28 protein-coding genes are annotated in these 24,977 nt (G+C 35.4%); 13 read left to right on the top strand and 15 right to left on the bottom strand.

The annotated features are described in order from the left end of the window. Positions 1-156 precede the first annotated feature (156 nt). The 5 genes from PXC01_RS16710 (at position 157) to PXC01_RS16690 (ending at position 5,608) form a co-directional block, all read left to right on the top strand. Positions 157-1,146: an AbiH family protein gene (locus PXC01_RS16710; protein WP_276473419.1), complete on the top strand. Its 990-nt coding sequence runs from the start codon at positions 157-159 to the stop codon at positions 1,144-1,146. A 253-nt stretch (positions 1,147-1,399) separates the two neighbouring features. Further along, positions 1,400-2,008 (top strand): hypothetical protein, encoded by a 609-nt coding sequence (locus tag PXC01_RS16705; RefSeq protein ID WP_276473418.1) that lies wholly within the window; start codon positions 1,400-1,402, stop codon positions 2,006-2,008. Positions 2,009-2,177: 169 nt separating this feature from the next. Next, positions 2,178-3,017 carry a class D beta-lactamase gene (blaOXA, locus tag PXC01_RS16700; protein ID WP_276473417.1) on the top strand — a complete coding sequence of 280 codons (840 nt, stop codon included), beginning with the start codon at positions 2,178-2,180 and terminating at the stop codon, positions 3,015-3,017. A gap of 254 nt (positions 3,018-3,271) precedes the next feature. Beyond that, positions 3,272-3,886, top strand: coding sequence for a hypothetical protein (locus PXC01_RS16695; protein WP_276473416.1), 615 nt, complete (start codon positions 3,272-3,274; stop codon positions 3,884-3,886). A gap of 174 nt (positions 3,887-4,060) precedes the next feature. Further along, on the top strand, positions 4,061-5,608 hold the full coding sequence (locus PXC01_RS16690) for a hypothetical protein (protein ID WP_276473415.1): 1,548 nt from the start codon (positions 4,061-4,063) through the stop codon (positions 5,606-5,608). Between the two features lie 125 nt (positions 5,609-5,733). Here the strand turns inward: PXC01_RS16690 and PXC01_RS16685 are convergent, their stop codons facing one another. Together PXC01_RS16685 and PXC01_RS16680 are read right to left on the bottom strand one after the other, a co-directional pair. Then, positions 5,734-6,573: a DUF4249 family protein gene (locus PXC01_RS16685; RefSeq protein WP_276473414.1), complete on the bottom strand. Its 840-nt coding sequence runs from the start codon at positions 6,571-6,573 to the stop codon at positions 5,734-5,736. 4 nt (positions 6,574-6,577) lie between these two features. Then, complete coding sequence (locus PXC01_RS16680; protein ID WP_420828595.1) at positions 6,578-8,986, bottom strand: TonB-dependent receptor; 2,409 nt, start codon at positions 8,984-8,986, stop codon at positions 6,578-6,580. A 227-nt stretch (positions 8,987-9,213) separates the two neighbouring features. Between PXC01_RS16680 and PXC01_RS16675 the strand changes: the two genes are divergently transcribed. Genes PXC01_RS16675 through PXC01_RS16665 form a run of 3 tightly spaced genes read left to right on the top strand, consistent with a single transcriptional unit; the run spans position 9,214 to position 11,367 of the window. Further along, the gene (locus PXC01_RS16675; RefSeq protein ID WP_252736432.1) at positions 9,214-9,756 is read left to right on the top strand and encodes an RNA polymerase sigma factor; all 543 of its coding nucleotides are present in this window, start codon (positions 9,214-9,216) and stop codon (positions 9,754-9,756) included. After that, entirely contained in the window at positions 9,756-10,295 is a 540-nt protein-coding gene (locus PXC01_RS16670; protein ID WP_276473413.1) for a hypothetical protein, read from the top strand. The genes PXC01_RS16675 and PXC01_RS16670 overlap by 1 nt, the downstream gene beginning before the upstream one ends. Further along, the gene (locus PXC01_RS16665; RefSeq protein WP_276473412.1) at positions 10,279-11,367 is read left to right on the top strand and encodes a hypothetical protein; all 1,089 of its coding nucleotides are present in this window, start codon (positions 10,279-10,281) and stop codon (positions 11,365-11,367) included. The genes PXC01_RS16670 and PXC01_RS16665 overlap by 17 nt, the downstream gene beginning before the upstream one ends. Positions 11,368-11,430: 63 nt before the next feature. On the opposite strand, the gene PXC01_RS16660 is transcribed toward PXC01_RS16665, so the two are convergent. After that, positions 11,431-11,943: a VOC family protein gene (locus tag PXC01_RS16660; protein WP_276473411.1), complete on the bottom strand. Its 513-nt coding sequence runs from the start codon at positions 11,941-11,943 to the stop codon at positions 11,431-11,433. Positions 11,944-12,059: 116 nt separating this feature from the next. Here PXC01_RS16660 and PXC01_RS16655 point away from each other — a divergent pair, with 116 nt between their 5' ends. The 5 genes from PXC01_RS16655 to PXC01_RS16635 all read left to right on the top strand — a co-directional run bounded on the left by PXC01_RS16655 (position 12,060) and on the right by PXC01_RS16635 (position 14,562). Next, on the top strand, positions 12,060-12,380 hold the full coding sequence (locus tag PXC01_RS16655) for a winged helix-turn-helix transcriptional regulator (RefSeq protein ID WP_071342139.1): 321 nt from the start codon (positions 12,060-12,062) through the stop codon (positions 12,378-12,380). Positions 12,381-12,509: 129 nt separating this feature from the next. Beyond that, positions 12,510-13,178, top strand: a complete 669-nt coding sequence (locus tag PXC01_RS16650) for a hypothetical protein (RefSeq protein ID WP_143751755.1) — start codon at positions 12,510-12,512, stop codon at positions 13,176-13,178. Next, positions 13,175-13,369 (top strand): hypothetical protein, encoded by a 195-nt coding sequence (locus PXC01_RS16645; RefSeq protein ID WP_058102640.1) that lies wholly within the window; start codon positions 13,175-13,177, stop codon positions 13,367-13,369. Before PXC01_RS16650 ends, PXC01_RS16645 begins: the two co-directional genes overlap by 4 nt. 43 nt (positions 13,370-13,412) lie before the next feature. Beyond that, a complete protein-coding gene (locus PXC01_RS16640; protein ID WP_276473410.1) occupies positions 13,413-13,832 on the top strand; it encodes a GNAT family N-acetyltransferase in 420 nt (139 codons plus the stop codon). Further along, a complete protein-coding gene (locus PXC01_RS16635) occupies positions 13,825-14,562 on the top strand; it encodes a class I SAM-dependent methyltransferase (protein WP_276473409.1) in 738 nt (245 codons plus the stop codon). Before PXC01_RS16640 ends, PXC01_RS16635 begins: the two co-directional genes overlap by 8 nt. Positions 14,563-14,565: 3 nt before the next feature. Here the strand turns inward: PXC01_RS16635 and hisIE are convergent, their stop codons facing one another. From hisIE to PXC01_RS16575, 12 genes are all read right to left on the bottom strand, one after another. After that, positions 14,566-15,174 carry a bifunctional phosphoribosyl-AMP cyclohydrolase/phosphoribosyl-ATP diphosphatase HisIE gene (gene hisIE / locus PXC01_RS16630; RefSeq protein WP_276473408.1) on the bottom strand — a complete coding sequence of 203 codons (609 nt, stop codon included), beginning with the start codon at positions 15,172-15,174 and terminating at the stop codon, positions 14,566-14,568. A 95-nt stretch (positions 15,175-15,269) separates the two neighbouring features. Further along, positions 15,270-15,962 carry an aspartate/glutamate racemase family protein gene (locus tag PXC01_RS16625; protein ID WP_276473407.1) on the bottom strand — a complete coding sequence of 231 codons (693 nt, stop codon included), beginning with the start codon at positions 15,960-15,962 and terminating at the stop codon, positions 15,270-15,272. Positions 15,963-16,137: 175 nt separating this feature from the next. After that, the gene (gene hisF, locus PXC01_RS16620; RefSeq protein ID WP_276473406.1) at positions 16,138-16,893 is read right to left on the bottom strand and encodes an imidazole glycerol phosphate synthase subunit HisF; all 756 of its coding nucleotides are present in this window, start codon (positions 16,891-16,893) and stop codon (positions 16,138-16,140) included. Positions 16,894-17,008: 115 nt separating this feature from the next. Further along, positions 17,009-17,524 (bottom strand): DinB family protein, encoded by a 516-nt coding sequence (locus PXC01_RS16615; protein ID WP_276473405.1) that lies wholly within the window; start codon positions 17,522-17,524, stop codon positions 17,009-17,011. After that, the gene (gene hisA / locus PXC01_RS16610) at positions 17,517-18,248 is read right to left on the bottom strand and encodes a 1-(5-phosphoribosyl)-5-[(5-phosphoribosylamino)methylideneamino]imidazole-4-carboxamide isomerase (RefSeq protein ID WP_276473404.1); all 732 of its coding nucleotides are present in this window, start codon (positions 18,246-18,248) and stop codon (positions 17,517-17,519) included. Before hisA ends, PXC01_RS16615 begins: the two co-directional genes overlap by 8 nt. 108 nt (positions 18,249-18,356) lie before the next feature. Continuing rightward, complete coding sequence (locus PXC01_RS16605; RefSeq protein WP_276473428.1) at positions 18,357-18,650, bottom strand: four helix bundle protein; 294 nt, start codon at positions 18,648-18,650, stop codon at positions 18,357-18,359. Between the two features lie 116 nt (positions 18,651-18,766). Next, positions 18,767-19,348 (bottom strand): imidazole glycerol phosphate synthase subunit HisH, encoded by a 582-nt coding sequence (hisH, locus tag PXC01_RS16600; protein ID WP_276473403.1) that lies wholly within the window; start codon positions 19,346-19,348, stop codon positions 18,767-18,769. 83 nt (positions 19,349-19,431) lie between these two features. Next, positions 19,432-20,568, bottom strand: coding sequence for a bifunctional histidinol-phosphatase/imidazoleglycerol-phosphate dehydratase HisB (hisB, locus tag PXC01_RS16595; protein ID WP_276473402.1), 1,137 nt, complete (start codon positions 20,566-20,568; stop codon positions 19,432-19,434). A 1-nt stretch (position 20,569) separates the two neighbouring features. Then, the gene (hisC, locus tag PXC01_RS16590; protein WP_276473401.1) at positions 20,570-21,616 is read right to left on the bottom strand and encodes a histidinol-phosphate transaminase; all 1,047 of its coding nucleotides are present in this window, start codon (positions 21,614-21,616) and stop codon (positions 20,570-20,572) included. A 43-nt stretch (positions 21,617-21,659) separates the two neighbouring features. Beyond that, complete coding sequence (gene hisD / locus PXC01_RS16585) at positions 21,660-22,943, bottom strand: histidinol dehydrogenase (protein WP_276473400.1); 1,284 nt, start codon at positions 22,941-22,943, stop codon at positions 21,660-21,662. A 126-nt stretch (positions 22,944-23,069) separates the two neighbouring features. After that, entirely contained in the window at positions 23,070-23,927 is an 858-nt protein-coding gene (gene hisG / locus PXC01_RS16580) for an ATP phosphoribosyltransferase (RefSeq protein ID WP_276473399.1), read from the bottom strand. Positions 23,928-24,161: 234 nt separating this feature from the next. Beyond that, a complete protein-coding gene (locus PXC01_RS16575; protein ID WP_276473398.1) occupies positions 24,162-24,977 on the bottom strand; it encodes a prohibitin family protein in 816 nt (271 codons plus the stop codon).

Below are 24,977 nucleotides of genomic sequence, written 5' to 3'. Positions count from 1 at the left end.
GTCGCTAAATCTTATGGATTTAGCTTTGAACAAGAAAAAATAAAACTAAACAATAAGCTTTAGCTTCGTGCGCAGACGGCAACGAAAAGTTTCCTTACTTCCGCACTACGCTTAGCCCAAACGTTAGCAACTATACTAAAAGAACATTAGTAATTTATGAAAATTATTTACCTATTAGGAAATGGATTTGACGTTAATCTAAAACTACAGACAAAATACACAGACTTTTATAAACACTATAGAAAGGTCGTTTCAGAAAAGGAAGTAATATCAAAAATAAAAAAAAACATAGAATCAGAAAATACTTGGGCAGATTTAGAATCGGCATTAGGTCAATATACCTCGCAAGTAAATAGCATAGCCGAATTCATAGAAATCTTTGAGGACATTGGTGATAATTTAGCAGAATATCTAAGAGACCAAGAGGAGAAAATAGAGGCTTTAAAAATTAATAAAGAAAAATTTTATGGTTATCTCTCTTTTCCAGAGAATTCTTTACCAGTAGCACAAAAAAATAAAGTAACTGCTATAAGAAACAAATGGGCGAACCACCAATGGGAGACTCACGTTATTACATTCAATTACACAAAAACGTTCGAAAAACTAATTGGTGAAAATATTAAAGCTCTACAACTAGGAAATCATCACAATGCAAAAATATTTTATCGTGGGATTCAACATGTACATGGATTTATTGATGATTCAATGGTTATGGGTGTTAATGATATTTCTCAAATAAAAAATGAATTATTTCATAATGAGACCGAATTAACAAGTGCTTTTATAAAATCTGATTGTAATCAAGCAATGCAACATACGATTGATGAACAATGTAAAAAACATATCTCATCCGCAAACTTGATTTGCATATATGGCTCTTCATTGGGAATTACGGACAAAATATGGTGGGAATCGATTGGTGAAAGATTAAAAAGTGATTGTTATCTTATTATTTTTAGCTATTCCAACGAAAAAATATCGCGCCGAAGAGATTATAAAAAAAAATCTTTAAGACATGAAATTAAAACATCATTTCTACAAAAAACTAATTTAACAGAACAGGAAAAAGAAAAAGCTTATTCTAAAATATTTGTTGGAATAAATAGTGACTTATTCAACATAATCCAAAATGAAGACAAGAAATAAGTTCAGTTGCTGACAAAACCTAAACGTAATGCGGACTTTAGGGTAAAACCGAAAGGTCTGTGTATATTTATGAGGTCGCTAAATCTTATGGATTTAGCTTTGAACAAGAAAAAATAAAACTAAACAATAAGCTTTAGCTACGTCGACAGACCTGCCTGCCGGCAGGCAGGCGGAAACGAAAAAATTTCCTTGCCTCCGCACTATGCTTAACCGACACCTTTTAAAACATTCAAAGCTTAACAATTAAAATTTTATGAAAAAAATATACTATCTATTTTCAATTGTCATTTTATGTTCATGTGGAGGTGGGAAATACAATTATCTATTCGATACCGGTAAACAACTTGATTTTGGAGAAGGACTATGGGTACTCAATAGAACGGAATCCAATTCAAAAATATTCGACAATGAATTGTATGATGCTTCCTACGAACAATTCAAAAAAATTCTTGGAGACTCTTTGATTGACATGAATACATTAAGAATGGACAAACTTATTTCGCCTAAAATTGGATTTGAGCTAAACAAAACGGAATTGGAAACGCTTAAACGAGATACAGATTGTGATTTTCTGATCAACATAAGAGGGAATGTCATTAGTAATGGAGCCGGAACTGTATCATTTGATAGTGGTAATGGCCATTACAGCGCAAGTAATCAATCTTCCGTTTCCATTATGATATATGATCTTAATACGGGCGAGATTATTTCTTCATCTCAGGCCATGGCGAAAGTTACCTCAGATAATTCCCATTTTGAAGATAACAAAGGAGTACCTAGCATTAATTCTAGTGCGGAAACCTTAATGGTAAAGGCTGCTAAAAAACTAATAAAGAAATACGAAACAAATAGACTTGACTAAATTAGTACGGAAATAAAAAAGTTTTACATTGATATCTATAATCCATTGCAAGCGAATTTCCTAGTCGGAAAACTTTTACTTTAGGCAATGGCATGGGACTGGACATGAAAATCCATAAGAATTTCCCCGAAACACGATTATAGCCAAGAAGTTAGCACCACTATAAAAAATGAGAATAACATCGATAGCTGTATTTTTAATTCTTTTTATTTCTTGCAAAGAAAGAAAAGGAACCAATACTCTAAATAACGAGCAATTGGTGAATAGAAACATTATAAAACCTGAATTTCAATCAATTATTGATTCTGCAGATGTTAAAGGTTCAATATTAATCTATGATTTAAACAAAGACATGTACTATTCAAATGACTTTGAATGGTCTAACAACGGAAATTTACCGGCATCTACCTTCAAAATTGCCAATTCTATTATTGGACTTGAAACTGGTGTGATAGAAAATGATAGTGTCATATTTAAATGGGACGGTGAAAAAAAATGGTTAAAAAGTTGGGAACAAGACCTAATTCTTAAAGATGCTTTTCAATTTTCTTGTGTTCATTGTTATCAAGAAGTTGCAAGAAAAATTGGTTCAAAAAGAATGATCGATTATGTCTCCAAACTTAACTATGGGAATCTAGAAATTGATTCTACCAATATTGATAAATTTTGGTTAGAAGGAGAATCAAAAATAAGTCAAATGCAACAAATCGACTTCCTGAAAAGATTCTACAATTTTGAACTTCCTATTTCCAAAAGAACTGATAGTATAATGCGAAAGATTATGCTCATTGAAGAAACTGACCAATATAAACTTAGTGGAAAATCTGGTTTATCAAATTATAACGGAGAATATAATGGTTGGTTTATTGGGTTTGTTGAATTTGAATACAACACATACCTATTTGCCACAAATCTAGAGCCTAAAAAAGAGTTTGATTTAAATTCTTTTATTAAAAAAAGATTGGATTTAACTCTGCTAGGTCTTAGAAAATTGAATGATCTATACTAAATACCGGTGCTAGCCAAACCTGAACGTAATGCGGACTTATGGGCTAAATCGAAAAAATCTGTATAAATTTATAAAGTCGCTAATCCCGATAGCTATCGGGAATGGATTTAGCTTTGGACAAGAAAAAATAAACTGAACAATAAGCTTTAGCTTCTTGCGCTGACCTGCCTGCAGGCAGGCAGGCGGAAACTAAAAATTTCCTTGCTTACCGCACTACGCCTAGCTAAAACGTTGTAAACAAGCTAAACCAACATATGAATTTCTTTAAAAAACTTTTCGGATTAAATAAAAAAAAGGAAGAAGAATACTCTGGAAATTTTATTGTCGCAACTCTAAATGATAAAGTAATGCCAATTGATAGAGGAGAAATTTATGAAGACCCATTAGATGAATTTCTTCAAGCTAATGGAATTGGAGAAGTTACAGGTGGAGGAACTATGCAATTAGAATCTGGAGAATTGGAATACTGTGACATAGAAATCCAACTAAATTCTGATGAGATTAATGAAAATCATATTAAATCAATCATTGAGAAACTTGAAGAGCTTGGAGCACCAAAAGGTTCTAAACTGACAATTGAGAAAACGGAACAGAAAATTGAATTTGGAAAACAGGAAGGTTTAGGAATTTATCTTGACGGAATAAATCTATCCGATGAAGTTTATAAAAATTCTGACTCTGAAGCTTTGGCTATAGAGATTAGACGATTAGCGAATATAAAAGATAATGTTCTTCGATATTGGAAAGGAAATACAGAAACTGGATTATATTTTTATGGAGAATCATTTGAGAAAATAAATGAATCGATTGCTGACTTGGTAAACACTCATCCTGAATGTGAAAATTGCCGAATTGAAAGAGTCGCATAAAAGCCAGTTTACACCGCAATTACGGCAGATTCGACTACGTCCTAATCCACTCGGAATTATTAAAGCCTCTGTTATAAAAAAAATAAACACTAATTTACCTTCTGTAAAATAAAATTTTCGAGCACGTCAACTTAAATTTGTATTGTATTTAACCGCTCAAATATCTAACAACCTATGTTAAAAAAAATACTATTCTTATTATTCATTGCCCTATACATTAGCTGTTCAAAAGATAACTCAGAGAATAACCAACCAGAACCTAACCATAACGAAGATGTTTTACCGGTAATTTCAATCTCTGAACTTGAGAATTTAATTGAGACAAAATCAAGCTTTAATGTTACCATTTCCGGCACAGAAGCACAAACCAACACCACAGTTCTAATTAATGATATTGAAGTGGCTTCTACCGATCAGAAAGATTTTGAGTTAGAAATAAACCCTTTTGATTATCCTAACGGTAAAACATCACTTAAAGTAAAATCAGTAACGGCAGGAAATCTAGAAAGTGTAAAAGACGAAGAAATTGAAATCAATAAATTACTTTTTAGATCTTTTGGAGGGTTGTCTAGCGAATCTGTAGATTCTTATTTAGCCATAAATCTTCAAAGTACAGGAGAACTAGTTGGTTTTAAAAAGATAATTACATATGACGACCCTATCTTTTTGCACGCCGAAGATAATTTTATAGAAGAAAATATTATAGTTACCCAATACATAATTAGTAACAATTCTAGTTTTCAAATGGCTAGAATGTTTGGTAATGTAAAACCTGGTACAGAATTAATAAGTATAGAAGAAGTTGCTAATCAATTAGGTATTGATGTAGTATGGCCAAGTAATCAAACGGCATTTAATGTGACTATTGAAGGGACATCTAATTCAGGTTTCATTTCACTTCTTGGAAGAGATTATAACTTTGGCAATTCATCCTTTCCTACGTTAGAAATTATGTATGATGAAGCACTAACAGAGAATGTTTTTTTGTATTATTATAATCAATACGATAATAATATTTTAAATAATTACCGCTATTCCTTTATCGATAATTTAGAAGATCAGAGCATACAATTTGAAGAAATGACCATGCTTCAAGAAGAGGATATAACTACCTTTCAAATACCCAATACAGTAGATAGTGCCAGTATTACCCTTTTTGGCTTCAACAATGAAGAAAGTTATAGAGAAAATTTATATAGGCTTCTGTTTGTCAATAGCATTCAAACAGGCACCTCTGGTTACACGGCAAGTTATCCATATATAAAAGAATACCCTATTGTTGTAAAAAGCATAGGATTAGATTTTCTAGATGGCAGTAACCTTATTTTAGATCAAAAAAACACCCTAGATATTACTATTCCTGATATTACAGTTCAAAAAAATGAAGGAGATATAGAGATAAATGGAGCGCATGATTTTTCTGAGCTGAACTTAGAAGTTTTGCACCCTGACCCAGCAAAGAACGATATTTTTCGAATGTCGTATAAAAATCTTGGATTGGATACTATTGACATTCCCTTTGATACTTTTGAAATACCAGAAGAAATTGTCCAAATTTTGAATGAGCGAGGATTGGGAATTACTACCACCAATCATACCGGTGAATTGAATATTCGAATCACTAATTATGATGACAATTTGTTTCCCAATGGCGTATTCCATTATTCTTTAGGTCGTGAAAACGGTGATGCATTTTATTGGACAATCCCACTTGATAATTAATAATTTAATTTCTTTTGAAATTATAAAAAGGTACGATTGACATTCGGTTAAACTTCATATTCAAAACTAAAAAACCAAGCACTAATTGCTGTAGCGCTTGGTTTTTCTATTCTTAAAAAAGACTTCTACTCTACCGTATAACTTACCTTATTAGTTTCCGTTACCCTAAAATAGCCATGGGCATAATTATCTGGGTTGGTCGTATTAATGCAATTGCCACGAACATCTACCGGTGTAGCTTCAAAAATACCTACGCCGCCAATTTGGTCTATAACAATATCCATGTAGTTATAGTAAGCTCTAGAAATACCGTTCATGGTAATGTTTACCACATCACCTGGCTGTAACGGTTGTATATCACCTTCCTCATCATCATCGATCTCATACCACCAGTCCACTTCGTTCCCGTTTATAAACTCATCATCACCTGTTTCCAAAGTAGGTAACAGGTCTTGTGGTCGTTCAAACTTAAAAAGGTAATTATCGCCTTCGTCCTCAAAATCGGTAAATACAATATGTAATTCTATTGCCTCATCATCAAACCCATCTTCCGTATCTTGATAGATTTCGGTAATATTGGGAACAGGATTCATAGTATCTTCAGCAACATACCGTTCTCCATTATATACAATTTCCAAAGTATAGGTGGCAAACAATTGAGGTTGAAAGGCACTTGTGGTATAGGTGCCATCATTCTGATCGGTAAAACGAAAAACTTCTCCCGTAGCGTTATTGGTCACAGTAACTTCCGCACCCGTAACATTGGTACTTTGAGTGTCAAAAAAAGGTGTAGACGTACGTAGGGTAATCACTTGGTCATTACCCGTAGTTCCTTTTTCCCAGTCTAAGGAAGCTTCCACCACCAAACGTAAGGTATCTGTTTGTACGTCAACATCTATAACATCTGTACAGCCCGTAAGAATAACGGAGAACAGGGCTATTATTGGTTTTATATAATTTTTCATCGTATTAAAATTTAAAGTTATAGGTAATGGATGGTACAATTCCGAAAATAGCGGTTCTGGTAGCCTCATTTGCTCCCGTTTCTATATTCTGCCCAAAGGATACCGAAGCAGCATTTTTACGATTATAGGCGTTATAAATACCTAGCACCCACTCCCCTTTTAATTTGGCATTTGGCTTTCTGTTGGGCTTATAATTGACCGACAGATCTAAACGATGATACGCAGGTAAGCGATCGGAATTTCTATCGGAATAGCTAGCAATGGAAACGCCCTCATACTCATATTGACCATTAGGATACGTAACAGGTCTGCCCGTTTGAAAGACCAAATTGGTGCCAAAACTCCATTTATCGTTTAATCGATATGACCCGGATATAGAGACATCATGCGTTCTATCATAAGGAGTGTTGTACCAATTACCGTCATTAATACCCAAACCACCCGCATTACCACCAGGAGTTCGCTGCTCTGACTTGGATAGCGTATAGGAGATCCACCCCGTAAATTTACCCTCGTTCTTACGGAATAAAAGCTCTAGTCCGTATGCCCTTGACTCCCCTTTTAATATTTCGGTTTCAATGGTATTCTGTCCAATAAGATCAGAACCATCTATATAATCGATTCTATTATCGGTATTCTTATAATAGATTTCAGCCTCCATGGAATACGCCTTGTTCTTAAAATTACGGAAGTAGCCCAAGGCATATTGATTGGATAATTGCGGGTCTATGTATTGACCGCTTGGTGTCCAAACATCTAATGGCGTAGCAGAAGAAGTGTTGGATAATAGATGTATGTATTGCGCCACCCTAGAAAAGCCAGCCTTTAAAGAAGAATTATCATTTATGGTATATGCCAATGACGCCCTAGGCTCCAAATTGCCAAAGGTCTTAATAGCGTCTCCCTTTTCGTATACCGTTTCACCAATGGCTTCACCACGTTCATAAATACCAAGGTCCTCATTATAGACTACTGGTTGATTATTGGCATATTCCGTCATGGGCTGCCCCCCAAGTCTAGAAAATGCACTGTAGCGCAAACCGTATTGTGCAGTCAGCTTCTCCGTTAATTTATGTTCCGCATTTACATACACTCCAGTTTCCAACGCCCTTTTCTTTTCCAATACTAAAGGATTGACAGATGACGTTTCGGTCGTAGGAATAATTTCACCGGGATCAAACTCATAATGTATGCCGCTTGCTCCAAAATCTAGTTTAAAAGCATCACTGAAGTAATACTTTAAGTCATATTTTAGATTGTAATTGGTAATGGACGACACCCAGTCGAACTCCGCAGAGGTAATACCCAGCTCATAGTCATACTTACTATGAATAGCGGACAGGTTAGAAAAAAGTTTATCGTTAAAAATGTGGTTCCAACGCAGATTAGCTGTTGAATTCCCATAAGAACTACTAAAATTCTCTCCCAGCTCAAAAGCATCGCGTCCAAAATAACCAGAAAGAAAAAGTCGGTTGTTCGTATTGATCTTATAATTCGTTTTTAAGTTTAAATCGTAAAAACTTACGCTATTATCTTCCCCCGCAGCTTTTAATAACAGATCGGCATAAGAACGACGACCGGCAATTAAAAAAGAACCTTTTTCTTTAAACAAAGGTGCTTCTAGTGCCAAACGGCTAGATATGATGCCAATGCCGCCCGTTGCTGCAAACCGTTTACTGTTACCGTCTTTCTGCCTAACATCTAACACTGAAGAAACACGACCACCATACCTTGCCGGTATACCACCTTTGTACAGTTTTACATCTTTAATGGCATCTGCATTGAAGACCGAGAAAAAACCGAACATGTGAGAAGTATTATAAATGATAGCCTCATCCAACAGAACCAGGTTTTGGTCGCCCGCACCACCACGTACGTGAAAACCGCCGGTACCTTCACCGTTATTGGTTACCCCCGGTAGCATTTGTAGCGATTTTAAAATATCCACTTCACCCAGAACCACCGGCATTTGCTTAACCGTTTCAATGTTCATTTTGAGGACGCTCATTTCCGGTTTTCGTAATACGGCAATTTCAGATTCCTCTGCCGTTACCTCTACTTCATCTAACTTGGTAGAAACTTCAGAAATTTCAAAATTGAAGTTTTGGTTTCTGTTCAGGTTTACATCTTGCTTAACATCACCATATCCCATGTAGGTAATGAGTAAACGATAAGATCCTTCTGGTGCGGTCAACGAATAAAATCCGTATTCATTGGTAACCACCCCAATACTGGTACCCTCTAAAAAGACAGATGCCCCAAAAAGAGTTTCACCGTTGTCAATGTCGGTAATTTTACCACTAATGGTATAATTTTCTTGGGCATGCAATTGAATGCTCGCAAATAGTAACATAAGCACTGCCATACGTTTTAGCTGCCTTATGCACACTTGTTGTTTTTGTTTTTTAATCATGCTATTTGTTTAATTGATTGATGAACATTACTAATTGACAACATAATTTGTAAAAGGTTGCACAGCAGATAAAGTTTTATCACAATGGTAACATTCGCCCCTTTGGATCGTACTAACTTACAAGTCTATTAGTTTCAAATAAATTGTAGCAAAATGCAACTATCTAAAAAATTGGTTGTCTTTATTATAGAAACCAATTTTAGAGTACAAATAACCACCTAAATTCATTGGAAACCGAAATTCGTTTTACGCATCGATCCCTTGTTGAGCGCAGCAAGACTGGCGATAGAACCTCGCAGTATCAACTGTACGAGCTCTATGTTGATGCCATGTACAACGTTAGTATGCGGTTTTTGGGAATTAAGGAAGATGCCGAAGATATTGTGCAAGATAGTTTTGTAGATGCTTTCAAAAACCTGGATAGGTTTAAATATGAGTCTTCTTTTGGTGCTTGGTTAAAACGTATTGTCATTAATAAGAGTATTAACCATTTAAAGGTAAAGCGGCTACCGCTTACCTCTATGGATGAGCATGAATACCACCTAACCGATGAAGTGGAAATTGAAAAAGTGAATGCCATGGATATTTTAAAAGTGAAATCTGGTATTGAAAAACTTCCATTAGGGTATAAGCAAATAATAAACCTATACCTATTGGAAGGATATGATCACAATGAGATTAGTGATGTCTTGGGCATAACCACATCTACCTCTAAATCACAGTATCACAGAGCAAAAAAGAAATTAGTAGAAATTATAAACGGATTGTAATGGATCAATTTGAAAAACATATACGGGATAATAAAGCGGTCTTTGTTGATCACAAGGCAGACCGAGCAAAAATGTGGGCAAATATTGCAGCGCAATTAAACGAAAATCCACCAAAGGTGGTACCACTCTGGAAATCGCCCATGGTACGTATTGCTGCCAGTATAGTAATTCTACTGGGAATTACCGGAATTGTTGGGTTTACCTTCTTTGGCAACCCCAATACACCAACCCATTATGTTTCTAAGGAACTACAGGATATAGATATGCATTACAAAGGTTTGGTAACCTACCAAGTACAATTAGTGCAAAACAACAATCAATTAACGGCGGCAGATAAAGAAGAGTTTCTGTCATTTATGGTAGAGCTTGATGCCGAATATGAGCAACTAAAACTTGAAATGCGGAACAATCTAGATAATGAACAGGTTTTGGCAGCCATTGTTTCCAATTATAGAAAGCGCATAGAACTCATTGAAAATCTATTGCAGCAGCTAAACGAATCTAAAATTAAAGAAGAAGATTATGGATATACTTTGTAAAAAGCTTAAGCTTTTCGCCTTGGCGTTACTGCTTGGTTTTACAGCCTTGGCACAAGAAAAGGTATCTAAGGATATCTCTAAAACCTACCCTTTCACCAATGCAGGAGAGCTTCATTTAGAAAATAAATATGGTAATATCAATATCTACGGATGGGTCAAGAATGAAGTCTCCATCACCGTCAATATTACGGTAACCGATAAGAAAAGGGAAAACGCCCAAGAGCTCTTGAATAGAATAAAACCTGTAATAAGACATAGCGATAAATATATATCCGTTAACTATGAAATAGCGGATAAGAACTCCGGATTTTTCTCTAACCTTTTCGAAAAAGCCAATCCGTTCGATTTTGACCGAAGCAATGTGCAAATTGATTATAAGGTTTACGTGCCCCAAAAAGTTGAACTAGAGGTCATCAATAAATTTGGCGATGTTTTTATTGAGGATTGGGTAGGTATATTAATGGCAGATGTACAGCATGGAGATATGTGGATAAGCGATAATTTGAACAAAGCGGATGTAAGTATCAAATATGGAAAGCTTAGGGCAAAAAATATCAATTACGCCAATATAAATATTACCAATGGCGGTTTGGATATGGACCATGCGAATACCATGAGACTTAATAGCAGCGGCAGCAACATAGAAATAAACCAAGTAGAATCCCTTGAATTTTACTCTAATAAAGATGAAGTTGATATACGGGAGATAGGTACTCTTTACGGCAATCTTAAATTTAGTAAACTACGCTTACATCGCCTTAAAAAGGATATTGATTTGAACTTAAAAATTTCAGATTTATGGGTAAAGAATATCCTTTCTGCAACGTCTAAAATAAGCTTGGAGCAAGAATCATCTGAAATACATATCAATGTTATTAACTTTCCACATGTCTTCTCTGCAACTTTAGAAGAAGGTTTGGTCAGATTGCCAAAATCATTTTATGACGTAGATTCCAAAATGTTGGACAAGGGCAAAAAGTTACGTGAAATAAAGGCGAAATATGGTAAAAAAGGACAAGGACATATTTCTATTTCAGGTAAAAAAGGGGTTGTTCTAATAAAAGAAATTTAATGGAATTAGAAAAAGCGATTAGTTATCTTGTATAAGCTAATCGCTTTTATATCATAACCCAATCTATTCTAAATACGCGCCAGACGAATAGGTTAGTTCATAACTGTGCGTGTATACTTCAAAAACAATCCCAAAAGGGTCTTCAACATAACACATTTTATAGGGTTTGTCATTTGGGTAGTATGAACGTATAGGCATACGCTGTTTGCCTCCATATGCCACAATTTTAGCGACCAAATCTTCTATATTTGGGTCTTGAATGCAAAAATGAAATAATCCTGTATTAAACGGATTGAATTCAGGTGCTTCTTTAACTCCATGAGGAAAAGAGAATAATTCTACGCCTATACTATCAGAGGTAGACATATGTGCAATTTCAAACTCTTCCCAGTCATCACCAAAAACATCAATACACATTAAACCGATCGCTGTTTCTTTTTCTTTTTTAATTTTTGATGGTTTCATAATTACGTACCAACCCATTACTTCTGAGTAAAATTCTACCGCTTTCTTTAAGTCCGGTACTGTAATGCCAATATGCGAAAATGATTTTGGGTATTCTTTATTCTTATCCATAGTTCTAATTTTACTACAAAATAAATCTATATTTGCCTTATGGACAATAACTTACCTAAAAGTGCTATAGTTACCAAAAAGAGTAAAATATTGATTTTCAAATAATTAAATTTTAAATGAATACTAAAAAATATTGCCCGTTAGACCATACGATGAATCTAATTGGTACCAAATGGAAACCTATTGTACTTTTTCATTTATTGGATGGCGCATTACGATCGGGAGTATTACAGAAAAAAGTACCGGGAATATCCAATAAAATGTTTACACAAACCGTGCGCGAATTGGAAAAAGATGGCTTGGTAGAACGTATAGTGTATCCTGTTGTACCACCAAAAGTAGAATATGGTTTGACCGAACGTGGAAAATCCCTTAAAACTATTTTGCTTAGTCTTGACTCATGGGGAGCCAATGACACCTCTAATAAGCTCGTTTAAAAGTAATTAGAGGTATGTTTACACAACAAAATGTAGAATTTTGGGTTTTATCTAAAAAATAGTGGTTTTTGGTGCAACTATTTGTTGCTTAGGTTGTCTATTAGATAATCAATCAAAAATCAAACAGTAATGAAACCACTTCAATTTAGCCTTCTATTGTTTTTATTTCTGTCCGCCATGTGTAGCTACGGACAAGAGGAAACTGATGAATACCTTGAATTTAACGATCGCAACAATGTAGTACATGGCGTCTATGTTGGTATTCATATGGGCTTAGGAGAAGTTGAAAATGAAAGGGCCTATTTGGGGGGATTAAAAATTGCCTATGTTGCCAATCAACAGTTCGAAGTTGGATTTGCTGCCAATTTTTTATATTCCGAACAAGATATCTTTAACAATACACTCTCTAGATATGAAGATTTAATTGCTGTTTATGGCGGGTTACATTTAGAACCCATATTGTTCAGTAAGAAAAGAATTAATTTAAGTTTTCCGTTGTTGCTTGGAGCCGGTGCCGTAGGTTACGTGGATGCAAAATATAGACACGACGACAATTTTGAAGAGGAACTTACCGAAGATGATTTTGACGAAGTATTTGTTGCCGAACCGGGAATAAATGCTCTTTTTAATATCTCTAGATACTTACAACTAGAAGCAGGTGTAAAATATCGTTTTTCTAGCAAAATAGAATTACCACCCACCAGAATTTCTAGAATTAACGGCTTTTCAGCCGGTATAGGCATTAAAGTTGGCATATTTAATATGGGACGTAACCGTTATAAGAAAAACGTGCAATGATCAACAGAAGAAAATCAAAAAAGCGTTACGCTAAAAAAGGTATAGACACGCAACACGTATTCACTGAAAACAATCAGGTTTTCGTAAAGAACAAAGCTTCATACAAGGCAAATCCAAAAAGTGAATGGTCACCGATAACTTTTAAATGGGTGTCAATTGAAAAAGTTCAAGATTGTTTAGTACTTGAATAATCCAGAACCTAGTTATATTTGAGGTCAAGCATGCACCATGTCAATGACCACAAAAATAATTGAGATTTCTGCCGCAGACACACTACCTATAAGACATTTGGTTATGTGGCCAAATCAACCATTGGACTACGTAAAGCTTCCAAAAGACCATGAAGGTCTGCATTACGGACTATTTATAGACCACAAACTTATATCGGTAATTTCTTTATTTATTGATGGCGATGAAGGTCAATTTCGAAAATTTGCTACGTTAGAAGACTACCAAGGAAAAGGCTATGGAAGCTTGTTATTAGAAGAAATAATGCACATTGCGAACACAAAAAAAATGACAAAGATTTGGTGTAATGCCAGACAGAACAAAAGCACTTTTTACACCAAATTCCATATGCTCAAAACCAATAAAACCTATGTGAAGGGAGGAATAGATTTCGTAATCATGGAAAGAACTTTTGAATATGAGTAAAGAGTACGACCAAGTAACAGCTTTGCATTATGCAGCGTATAGACCTTCTTTACATGCAAATATTCTAAAAACGTATCTTCCTACTACCCCTAAAAGTAATTATGGATTAGACATTGGTTGCGGTACTGGGCAATCTTCCATGGCCCTATCCAAATTTTGCAATACCGTAATTGGAGTTGACCCAAGTAAGCAAATGATTAAAAAGTCCATTAAACACACTGGTGTTAGCTATGAGTTAATGGAAACCAAAACCCTGAACTTTGACAGTGATAGGTTCGATATCATTACGTTTGCAGGGTCATTATTCTATGCAAAATCTCAAGAACTACTAGATGAATGTATAAGGGTGTCAAAAGCTAATTCCCACATCATAGCTTATGATTTTGAAATTCTTTTGACAGATATATTAAAACTGCTTGGCGTAGGTACAGAAACAGATATGAATTCTGACTATGATCATGAAATCAACTTTTCTGGACTACATACCACGAACGTACATTTAAATAGCCAGTATAAACTGTCAATTCGCTTTGATATCACAGTAGCCGATTTAGCACATATTTTGTTGTCCTCTAAAAACGACTACATAACAATGGCCAATACTTTTGGAACAGAAAACTTATTTGAAAAGCTACAACAAGAATTAGAAAACAAGTTGAATACAACCCATACTACAATAAAAGCGAACACATTTTTAAGCGCATATACGGTAAAAAAATATGGGTTGTAAAGATTATTTTTTACGTTTCATCAATTCAGCCTCAATATCTTTAAGTGTAAAACCTTTTGCTTGTAAGAGCATTAGATAATGAAACAATAGATCGGCACTTTCGTACAAGAAAAGCTCATCATTATTATCCATAGCCTCAATTACAGTTTCAACGGCCTCCTCTCCCACTTTCTGGGCTACTTTATTAATGCCTTTTGCAAATAAGGAAGCTACATATGATTTTTCTCCATCAGCATTCGCGCGTCTTTGTTCAATAGTTGATTCCAATTCAGAGAAGAACCCGAAGTTTGAATCATTGCTTTCTTTCCAACAAGTATCGGCACCTGTGTGGCATGTAGGACCATTAGGATTTACCAATATCAATAAAGAATCTTGATCGCAATCATTTTTAATGGATACCAAATTTAGAAAATTGCCACTTTCCTCACCTTTGGTCCATAATCGGTTTTTAGTTCTACTAAAGAAAGTAACCTTACCCGTTTCGGTGGTTTTACTTAGCGCTTCAGCATTCATGTAGCCCAACATTAATACGTTTTTAGTACGTGCATCTTGTATGATTGCAGGTATTAATCCGTCATTTGTTTTATTCCAATCCGGTGTTTTAAACTCCATATATACTATCTTCTATTTTTACTTTAAATTATTCTAAATCTTGTTAACCGTAAGGTAAACTCAAAATGACATGCAGTTTTGAAAATTGTCTGCTGTTACCCTAATGCAAACTCAACGGCAGCTTTAGCATGCTCCTTTGTTGTGTCAAATGCAGGTATGTCACAATCTGCTTGGGAAATTAACAATGGTATTTCCGTACAACCTAAAATTACGGCTTGTGCACCTTCCTTCTCCCCTTTTTTGATGATATCCACATATTTTTTTCTAGACTCATCTTTAATTACACCTTTTGCAAGTTCATTATAAATGATGTTATGCACTGTATCTCTATCATTCTCGTTTGGCACCAAAGCTTCAATATCAAATTGATATCTAAGGATATCCTTGAAAAAATCCATTTCCATGGTATACCTGGTACCCAACAACAAAACCTTTTTACAACCTTTGGCTTGTATAGCCTTACCGATTACTTCAACAATATGAAGCACCGGAACAGTCAAACTTCTCTTCATTATTGGAGCACTTAGGTGCATGGTATTGGCGCAAATAACGATAATTTCTGCACCGGCATCTTGCAGCCTTAATGCAATATTCGTCATTTCTTTATGCAAAGCATCCCAATCTCCTGCAGCTTGTTTTTTAGAAAACTCAGCAAAGTTCACAGATTCAATAATGCAGTGACAAGAACTTTGTCCGCCAAGTTCTTCTGCCACCATTGTATTTATCAATTGGTAGTACAACTGAGTAGACTGCCAAGTAATACCACCTATTAATCCTATTTTTTTCATTGTATAACTTCTTCTTGTTGACCCTATTTTTATTCAGTTCACTCAGTGTAACCGATTTGAAAAATTGTGTCCTAAAGCCTTCTAAAGCGTCTGTCTCTGCAGGTAAATTCAGGAGACATTCTGACTACAGAAAACTGTAACCACCTACTAACCAATTATCGACTACTTATTGAAACTAAACCCTCACAGGAATTCCCTTCTCCTGTAATTCAAGTTTCAATTCCTGAATCCCTATTTCCTTAAAATGAAAAACACTTGCCGCCAAAGCTGCATCTGCTTTTCCTTCTATAAAAGTATCTGAAAAATGCTGCATATTACCTGCACCACCAGATGCGATAATCGGGATATTCAATTCTGTGGATAATCTTGCCAAAGCTTCATTGGCAAAACCATCTTTAGTACCATCATTATCCATTGATGTAAATAGAATCTCACCAGCACCGCGCTCTTCAACTTCCTTAGCCCATTCAAACAACTTACGCTCTGTTGGTACTTTGCCACCCACTAAATGCACGATCCATTCTCCATCTATCTGTTTGGCATCTATAGCCACCACAATGCATTGTGAACCAAATTTAGCCACCAAATCATTAATCAACTGCGGATTCTTAACTGCCGATGAGTTTATAGACACTTTATCGGCACCATTTTGCAATAGAACATCTACATCTTCTACCGAGGAAATTCCGCCACCAACGGTAAATGGAATATTAACTTTTTCGGCAACTCTGTACACCAGATCAGCCAATGTTTTGCGTTTTTGTTCCGTTGCAGAAATGTCTAAAAAGACCAATTCATCTGCCCCTTCTTTACTATAAATTTCAGCAAGTTCAACAGGGTCACCGGCATCACGTAAATCAACAAAATTTACGCCTTTAACCGTTCTACCGTCCTTTATATCCAAACAGGGAATTATTCTTTTTGCAAGCATTTTTTTTAAAGTATTAAATACTTAGTATTAAGTACTAAGTATTCTTTGTTAACATCAAGTTGTCAATTACTGTAACCTCAGTACTTCGTACTTTGTACTCTGTACTTTTATCTCGTTACTTATTTTTTATATTCAAATCTACACCGTCATAAAAGCCAAGGTCCTTAATCTTCAGCTGTTTTACCCAAAAGGCTATTTGCCCAGTATGATATGAGTAGTGTTCTATCACGTGGAGAATAATACCTATTCCAGAAAAAGAAAATCCCTGTACTGAACGTTTTTGAACCAATTGAGCTGTTGAAGCATCAAAAATGATTCTTTTTGCCGAGTCTAGCACATCATCCAACTTATTTAGCAATTCTTCTTTGGTGTAACCATTTGTAGCCGCAAATTCTACATCACGATTTCTTGTGTCTTCATTTTCTCCTAAAGAGGATATGGCGTATTGCGATATATTACCACACAAATGAAGAATTAAATTTGCAATGCTATTTAAAGAAGCGTTCGGTTTTTGCCATAGTTCTTCTTCAGAAATATCAGTAAGGCTTTTCTTGATCATACGTGTACTTTCATCTATACGATACAAAGCATTTTGCTTTAGCTCTTCAATAATTTGAAATTCCTTATCCATTGCTTAAAATATAAGATTCCAACTGTTTTAAACTAATTCTGTTCTCGTAAATAGCCTTACCAATAATTGTCCCTTCACAACCCATTTCGGCTAATTTAGGCAACTCATCAAAAGTAGATATTCCTCCGCTTGCAATCAGTTTTATTCCAGATTCCGTTGAACTGATAATTTTTGAGTATAAATTAAAAGACGGACCTTCTAACATACCATCTTTACTAATATCCGTACAAATTACGTATTGAATTCCCTTTTCTTGGTACGATTGTATAAAAGGAATCAACTCTTCTTTAGATTCTTCTAACCAGCCCGAAACAGCTACTTTTTCATCCATGGCATCGGCTCCCAATATTATTTTATCGGAACCATGCTTTTCTATCCAACCCATAAATGTTTCAGCATCCTTAACTGCAATACTACCACCAGTAATTTGCTTGGCACCACTTTCAAAAGCGATACGTAAATCTTCATCGGTCTTTAATCCGCCGCCAAAATCAATCTGAAGTCCGGTCTTGGCTGCAATTTGTTCTAACACTTTATGGTTCACAATGTGCTTAGATTTTGCACCATCTAAATCCACTAAATGCAAGTGTTTTATTCCGTGTGCTTCAAACTCTTTCGCAACTTCTAACGGGTTTTCATTGTATATCTTCTTGGTGTCATAATCCCCTTTGGAAAGGCGTACACACTTACCGTCTATGATATCTATGGCTGGTATTATTCTCATTTTAATAGTTGTGTTAAGTCTTTAGTATTAAGTAAAAAGTACAAAGTATTAAGTCCTTAGGAATAAGTTATTACTAAATTTTATACATCTTACTTATGTTAACTATCATTATTTTAAGCTTTTTTGTAAAGCATAATTCATGTTCTTAATTTCTTGGCATAACACCAATGCTTTATTAATATCGGACTCAGGTACAAATTTTAAGTTTACAATTAGTATTAATTGTGTTTCAAGTTCTGTGGTTGAGCCATTTGCAATACTAAGGAAATGGGCGAATTCTTTATTCGAATTTCTACCTGCTCCCTCTGCAATATTTGATGGTATAGAAACACTACAACTTTTAATCTGAGAAGTCAAACCAAATTTTTCATCATCCGGTAATTTCTTTGATAAGAAATAAATTTCCTCAACAAGCTACATCCCTTTTTTCCAAATATGTAGTTCTCTATAATTATTCATCTATTTAATACCCAGTACTTTTTACTTAATACTTTGTACTCTGTACTTACTACTAAACATTACATTTTTAAAAAATTCTCTAATATTTTTTCTCCAACATCACTTGATTTTTCTGGGTGAAACTGCGTACCGTAAAAATTACCTTTTTGTAATGCTGCGCTATAGTTAAGTCCGTATGAGCATTGAGCTATAGTTTCGTTACACAACGGGGCATAAAAGCTATGAACCAAGTAAATATGCTCATCCTCGGCAATGGAGCCAAACAAATCTGATTTTAGGTTCGATATTTGATTCCAACCAATTTGAGGAACCTTTACGCTAGTATCAAATTTAATGACATCAACATCAAAAATGCCCAATCCTTTGGTATTCCCCTCTTCAGATGAATTACACATTAATTGCATGCCTAAACAAATACCTAAAACAGGCTGTTTTAAGGTTGGTAATATGCTATCCAGACCACTATTCAACAGCATTTTCATAGCACTGCTTGCCTCGCCTACTCCCGGAAAAATTACTTTATCGGCATTTTTTATTTCCTCGGCATCGCTACTTAAAACAGCATCAAAACCTAACCTTTTGATGGCTAATTTTATGCTCTGTATATTTCCGGCGCCGTAATTTATGATTACAATTTTCATTAAAACTAGTATTAAATACATAGTATGAAGTACAAAGTAAATCTTAGAACGATTTAATACTTTATACTTAATACTTTGTACTATTATAGAACTCCTTTAGTACTTGGTAACACCATCTTTTTTACATCTCTTTTTACCGCCATTTTGATGCTTTTTGCAAAGGCTTTGAATATAGCTTCTATTTTATGATGTTCGTTGGTACCTTCGGCTTTAATGTTCAAATTAGCTTTTGCTCCGTCTGTGAAAGACTTAAAGAAATGGTGGAACATTTCAGTTGGCATGTCCCCTACCATTTCACGCTTAAAGTCTGCATCCCATACTAGCCAATTTCTGCCACCAAAATCAATAGCGGATTGCGCCAAACAATCGTCCATTGGTAAACAGAATCCGTAACGTTCTATGCCTAGTTTATTCCCTAAGGCATTATGAAAAACTTCACCTAAGGCAATACCGGTATCTTCAATAGTATGGTGTTCATCAACTTCTAAATCACCATCAACCTTAATGGTTAAATCCATTTGCCCATGACGAGCCAATTGGTCTAGCATATGGTCAAAAAATGCCAATCCGGTTTTGATATCACTTTTACCGGTACCGTCTAAGTTCAATTGTATGGCAATATCGGTTTCATTGGTCTTTCTATGAATTTCAGCCGTTCTATCATTCAGCTTTAAAAACTCATATATCTTTTCCCAATCATTACTTTCAATAGCAATATGGCTATCTAATTCATCACGCTTTACTGTGATTTCACCGGTACCAAGATTGGTATTATCGTTAATGAAAATCCCTTTAGAACCAAGGTTTTTAGCCAATTCCATATCCGTTAATCGGTCACCGATCACAAAGGAATTCTCCAGATCATAATCCTCGGAAAAATATTCGGTCAATAATCCGGTGCCAGGTTTTCTAGTGTCGGCATTTTCATGGGGAAAAGTACGGTCAAGAAAAACCTTATCAAAAACAACGCCTTCATTCTCGAAAGACTTAAGTATGAAATTATGAACCGGCCAAAAGGTATCCTCTGGAAATACATCTGTACCCAATCCGTCTTGGTTGGTAATCATGACCAATTCATAATCCAATTCTTTCGCTATTTTACCTAAATATGTAAATGCCTTAGGATAGAAAATCATTTTCTCAAATGCATCGATCTGCTCATCTACAGTTTCTTTTATAATTGTACCGTCACGGTCTATAAATAGTACTCTTTTTTTCATATTAGCTTGATAGTGCTCTTAAAGCGGTAATTACAATATTATTTTCTTCTGATGTACCCACGGTAAATCTAAGCGTATTTTCGCATAAGGGTTGCGTAGTTCGGTTACGTACAACTATACCTTTTTCCAATAACTGATTATAACGACGTGTAGCATTATCAACCTTGGCCAGAATAAAATTAGCATCGGTAGGATAAATAGTAGAAACAAAAGATATGGTTTTCAATGTTTCCATCAGCTTTTCACGCTCTGCAAGAATGGAAGCAACTTCTGTCTGAACGGCTTTTTGGTCAGACACTCTTTCAATAGCCCTATCTTGAGTAAGCTGATTGACATTATACGGCGGTTTAATTTTATTGATTACCGCGATAATCTCTGCAGATGCCAAACATAAACCCAAACGAATACCTGCCATGCCGTAAGCTTTTGATAAGGTCTGAGTAACAATCAAATTAGAATAATCTGCTAATTTAGATACCCAGCTTTCTTCGGATGAAAAGTCGATATACGCTTCATCGATAACCACTAGCCCATTAAAAGAATGTAAAAGCTCTTCAATGATTGCAGTAGAGAAACTATTCCCCGTAGGATTATTTGGAGAACAGATAAACAACAATTTGGTATGCTCATCAATTGCCTTTTTAATTTCTGCAATATTCGGCTGAAATTCAGTAGACAGTAATACTTCTCTATTTTCGACTAAATTAATACCCGAAAGTACCTTATACATGCCGTATGTTGGTGGCAAGGTGATAATATTATCCTGTTTAGGCTCACAGAAGGCTCTGAACAACAGATCCAAAACTTCATCACTACCATTGCCTAAAAGTATGTTTTCTTCCTGGATTCCTTTCTGTTCAGCTAAAATAGCCTTTAGACCACGTTGTTGTGGATCAGGATATCTATTAACTCCGTTTTCAAACGGATTTTCATTAGCATCTAAGAAAACCATGGTAGAACCATCGGACACATATTCGTCACGTGCCGAAGAATACGGACTTAAACCCTTAACGTTTTCCCTTGTAATATTGTTTAAATTGAAACTCATTAGTTCAACATTGAATTGGTCATAGAGCATAGCCAAAATGACGTTATTTTAAACTGTTTAATCTTAAGGTCACAGCATTCTTGTGAGCCTGCAAGCCTTCTGCTTCAGCCATTAGCTCAATTGCATTACCTATGGTTTGGATTCCTTTTTCATTTATCTTTTGAAAGGTCATACTCTTCATAAAACTATCTAAGTTTACACCGCTGTATTGCTTGGCATAACCATTGGTAGGTAAGGTATGATTGGTACCCGATGCATAATCACCGGCACTTTCAGGCGTATAATTTCCTATGAACACTGAACCTGCATTTTGGGTGTTGTCAATGTAGAAATCTTCATTTTCTACACAAACAATGTAATGTTCCGGTCCGTATTCATTTATTAAATCAATAGCATCTTGATCGTTATCAACATATATTAATTTACTATTTGCAATTGCCTGCTTTGCGATTTCCTTACGTGGCAATTCTTCTAATTGTAGCGCTACTTTCTTCTCAACAGCATCGATCATACTTTTTGAAGTCGATACCAAAATTACCTGACTATCTACGCCATGTTCAGCCTGACTCAGTAAATCTGAAGCAACAAAGGCGGCGTTTGCAGAATCATCTGCAACCACCAATAATTCTGAAGGACCTGCCGGCATATCTATGGCTACACCATACTTAGTGGCAATCTGTTTGGCGACGGTTACATATTGGTTACCCGGTCCAAATATTTTATATACCTGCGGAATAGTGGCTGTACCAAAGGTCATTCCTGCAATAGCCTGTATACCTCCTACTTTTACTATTTTGGTGACACCACATAAATTTGCCGTATATAGTATAGCCGGGTTTAGTTTACCATCCTTATCCGGTGGGGAGCACAATACTATTTCTTTACAGCCAGCTATAGCTGCAGGCACGGCCAGCATTAAAATAGTGGAAAATAAAGGTGCCGTACCGCCAGGAATATACAATCCTACCTTCTGTATAGGTCTTTTCTCTTGCCAGCAAGAAACTCCCGCAGCAGTTTCCACTTCAATACGCTCAGTTTTTTGAGCTTTATGAAATACCTCTATATTAGATTTTGCAAGCTTTATAGCTTCTTTCAAATCATCCGAAACCAATTTTTGAGCATCTTCAATTTCGGTCTTTGTCACAAGCATATTTTCCAAGACCACCTTATCAAATTGTTCGGTATACTTTTTAATGGTATCGTCACCATTTGATCGTACTTCTTCAAAAATACCATTCACCAAACCTTCAATATCAGCAACGGTTTGCGTAGGTCGTTTTAAAACGTTGTTCCAATCTGCTCTCTGTGGATTATATATTTTATTCATTATTTATTTAATTGTTCGTTGATGGTTGTTCGTTTTTGGTTTACGAAATGTAAATAGAACAATGAACATTTCCATCTAATATCAATTCCAAATAATACTACTTAATACTTAGTACTTAATACTATTTTACAATACCATCTTTTCAATTGGGCAAACCAAGATACCTTCTGCACCGGCTTTCTTTAATTCATCTATTACTTCCCAAAAAGTATCTTTATTGATTACGGTATGCACAGAACTCCATCCCGCATCCGCTAAAGGTAAAACTGTAGGACTCCTCATGCCCGGTAGCAATTTCAAAATACCTTCTAATTTATCATTTGGCGCATTCAACAAGACATACTTTGAAGCTCTTGCGCGCAAAACCGATTGAATTCTGAATTGTAGTTTCTCAAGCAATTCTCTTCGCTCTTTTGATATTTTGGGAGAAACCGCCAACACCGCCTCACTGGTAAGCATTACTTCTACTTCTTTCAAGTTATTCTTGAATAAAGTACTACCACTAGATACAATATCACAAATGGCATCTGCAAGTCCAATATTGGGCGCTATTTCAACAGAACCGTTAATAATGTGCAGGTCTGCCTTAACCCCTTTATCCTTCAAATAGTTAAGTACTGTATTTGGGTAAGAAGTAGCAATACGTTTACCCTCAAAATCCTTTACCGAATTATATTTAACGGATTTTGGTACGGCCAAGGAAACTTTACATTTAGAGAAGCCCAATTTTTCTGCAATGGAAATATCTTCTCCTTTTTCAATCAATACATTTTCTCCGATAATAGCAATATCTACTACACCATCTCTTAAGTACTGCGGGATGTCACCATTTCTTAGATAAAAAACCTCCATTGGAAAATTTCTTGAAGATGCTTTTAATTGATCTTTGCCGTTATCAATTGAAATTCCGCAGTCCTTTAAAATTTGAAGGGATTCCTCATTAAGTCTTCCCGATTTCTGAATAGCAATTCTAATTTTTGTCATTGTTTTAATTTAATGCTTGGCAACCAAAAGAGATTTAAATACAAAACCCGTTTGATTGCTCAAACGGGTTTTTAAATATGTTGTTCTACTACAATACATTCCTACCTCGCCTGAGCGTGAATATGGAAATGATGATGTGTAGTTCTGTTTTTCATTCTGATGTAAAAGTAAAAGGTATTTTTCATTTCACAAAACAAAAGTTTAAAATGAAACAAAAATAATGTTACACGTGTATTAGTTGTTACCTAAAATTAAAGGTAGACCAGATTCACCACCACCCACGACAATCACTTTAGAATTAGGTGATTCGGACAACTTTAAAGTAGCATCTATACCTTTGTCCTGGAGTATTTTATCAGTTAAGGAAGCACTTAAAATTCTGTTGGCATCTGCTTTACCTTGGGCTTCAATAGTTACTTTTTCCGCTTCTTTCTTGGCCGTTACCAAACGAAACTCATATTCCAAAGATTCCTGTTCTTGGCGCAACTTTCTTTCAATAGCCTCTTTAATTGTTGGTGGCAAAGTTACATCACGTACCAATATTTCGTTTAATTGAATGTACTCGTCTTCCACAATCTTTTTGGTCTCTTCAAATATTTCAGCTTGAATTGCGTCTCTTTTACTAGAATATAACTGCTCTGGTGTATAACGACCAACAACAGAACGGGCGGCTGAACGTATAGTTGGCAAAAGAACACGTTGTACGTAATCTTCACCCTTTTCTTGATGTAATTTCCCTAATTCATTAAACTTAGGCTGAAACCAAGCCGAAGCATCCAATTTTATATCTAGACCATTACTAGAAAGCACATTCATTTTCTCAAAAACTTCTTGCTGCCTTACTTCATAAATAAAAACTTTATTCCATGGTGCTACAATATGAAAACCTTCTCCCATTGGCGGTTCATCCGTTACTACACCATCGCCAAATGTTTTGTACAATACTCCCGCTTGACCAGAGTCTATTGTTACAGTTGATTTTGAAATTGCAATTACAATTACAATAAAAATAAATATTGCGGGCAACGCAATCTTAGGTAACTTATCCAT

The sequence above is a fragment of the Maribacter huludaoensis genome, assembly GCF_029350945.1.
GTDB classification, from domain to species: Bacteria; Bacteroidota; Bacteroidia; order Flavobacteriales; family Flavobacteriaceae; genus Maribacter; species Maribacter huludaoensis.
This window is presented reverse-complemented; position numbering and strand designations above follow the sequence as displayed.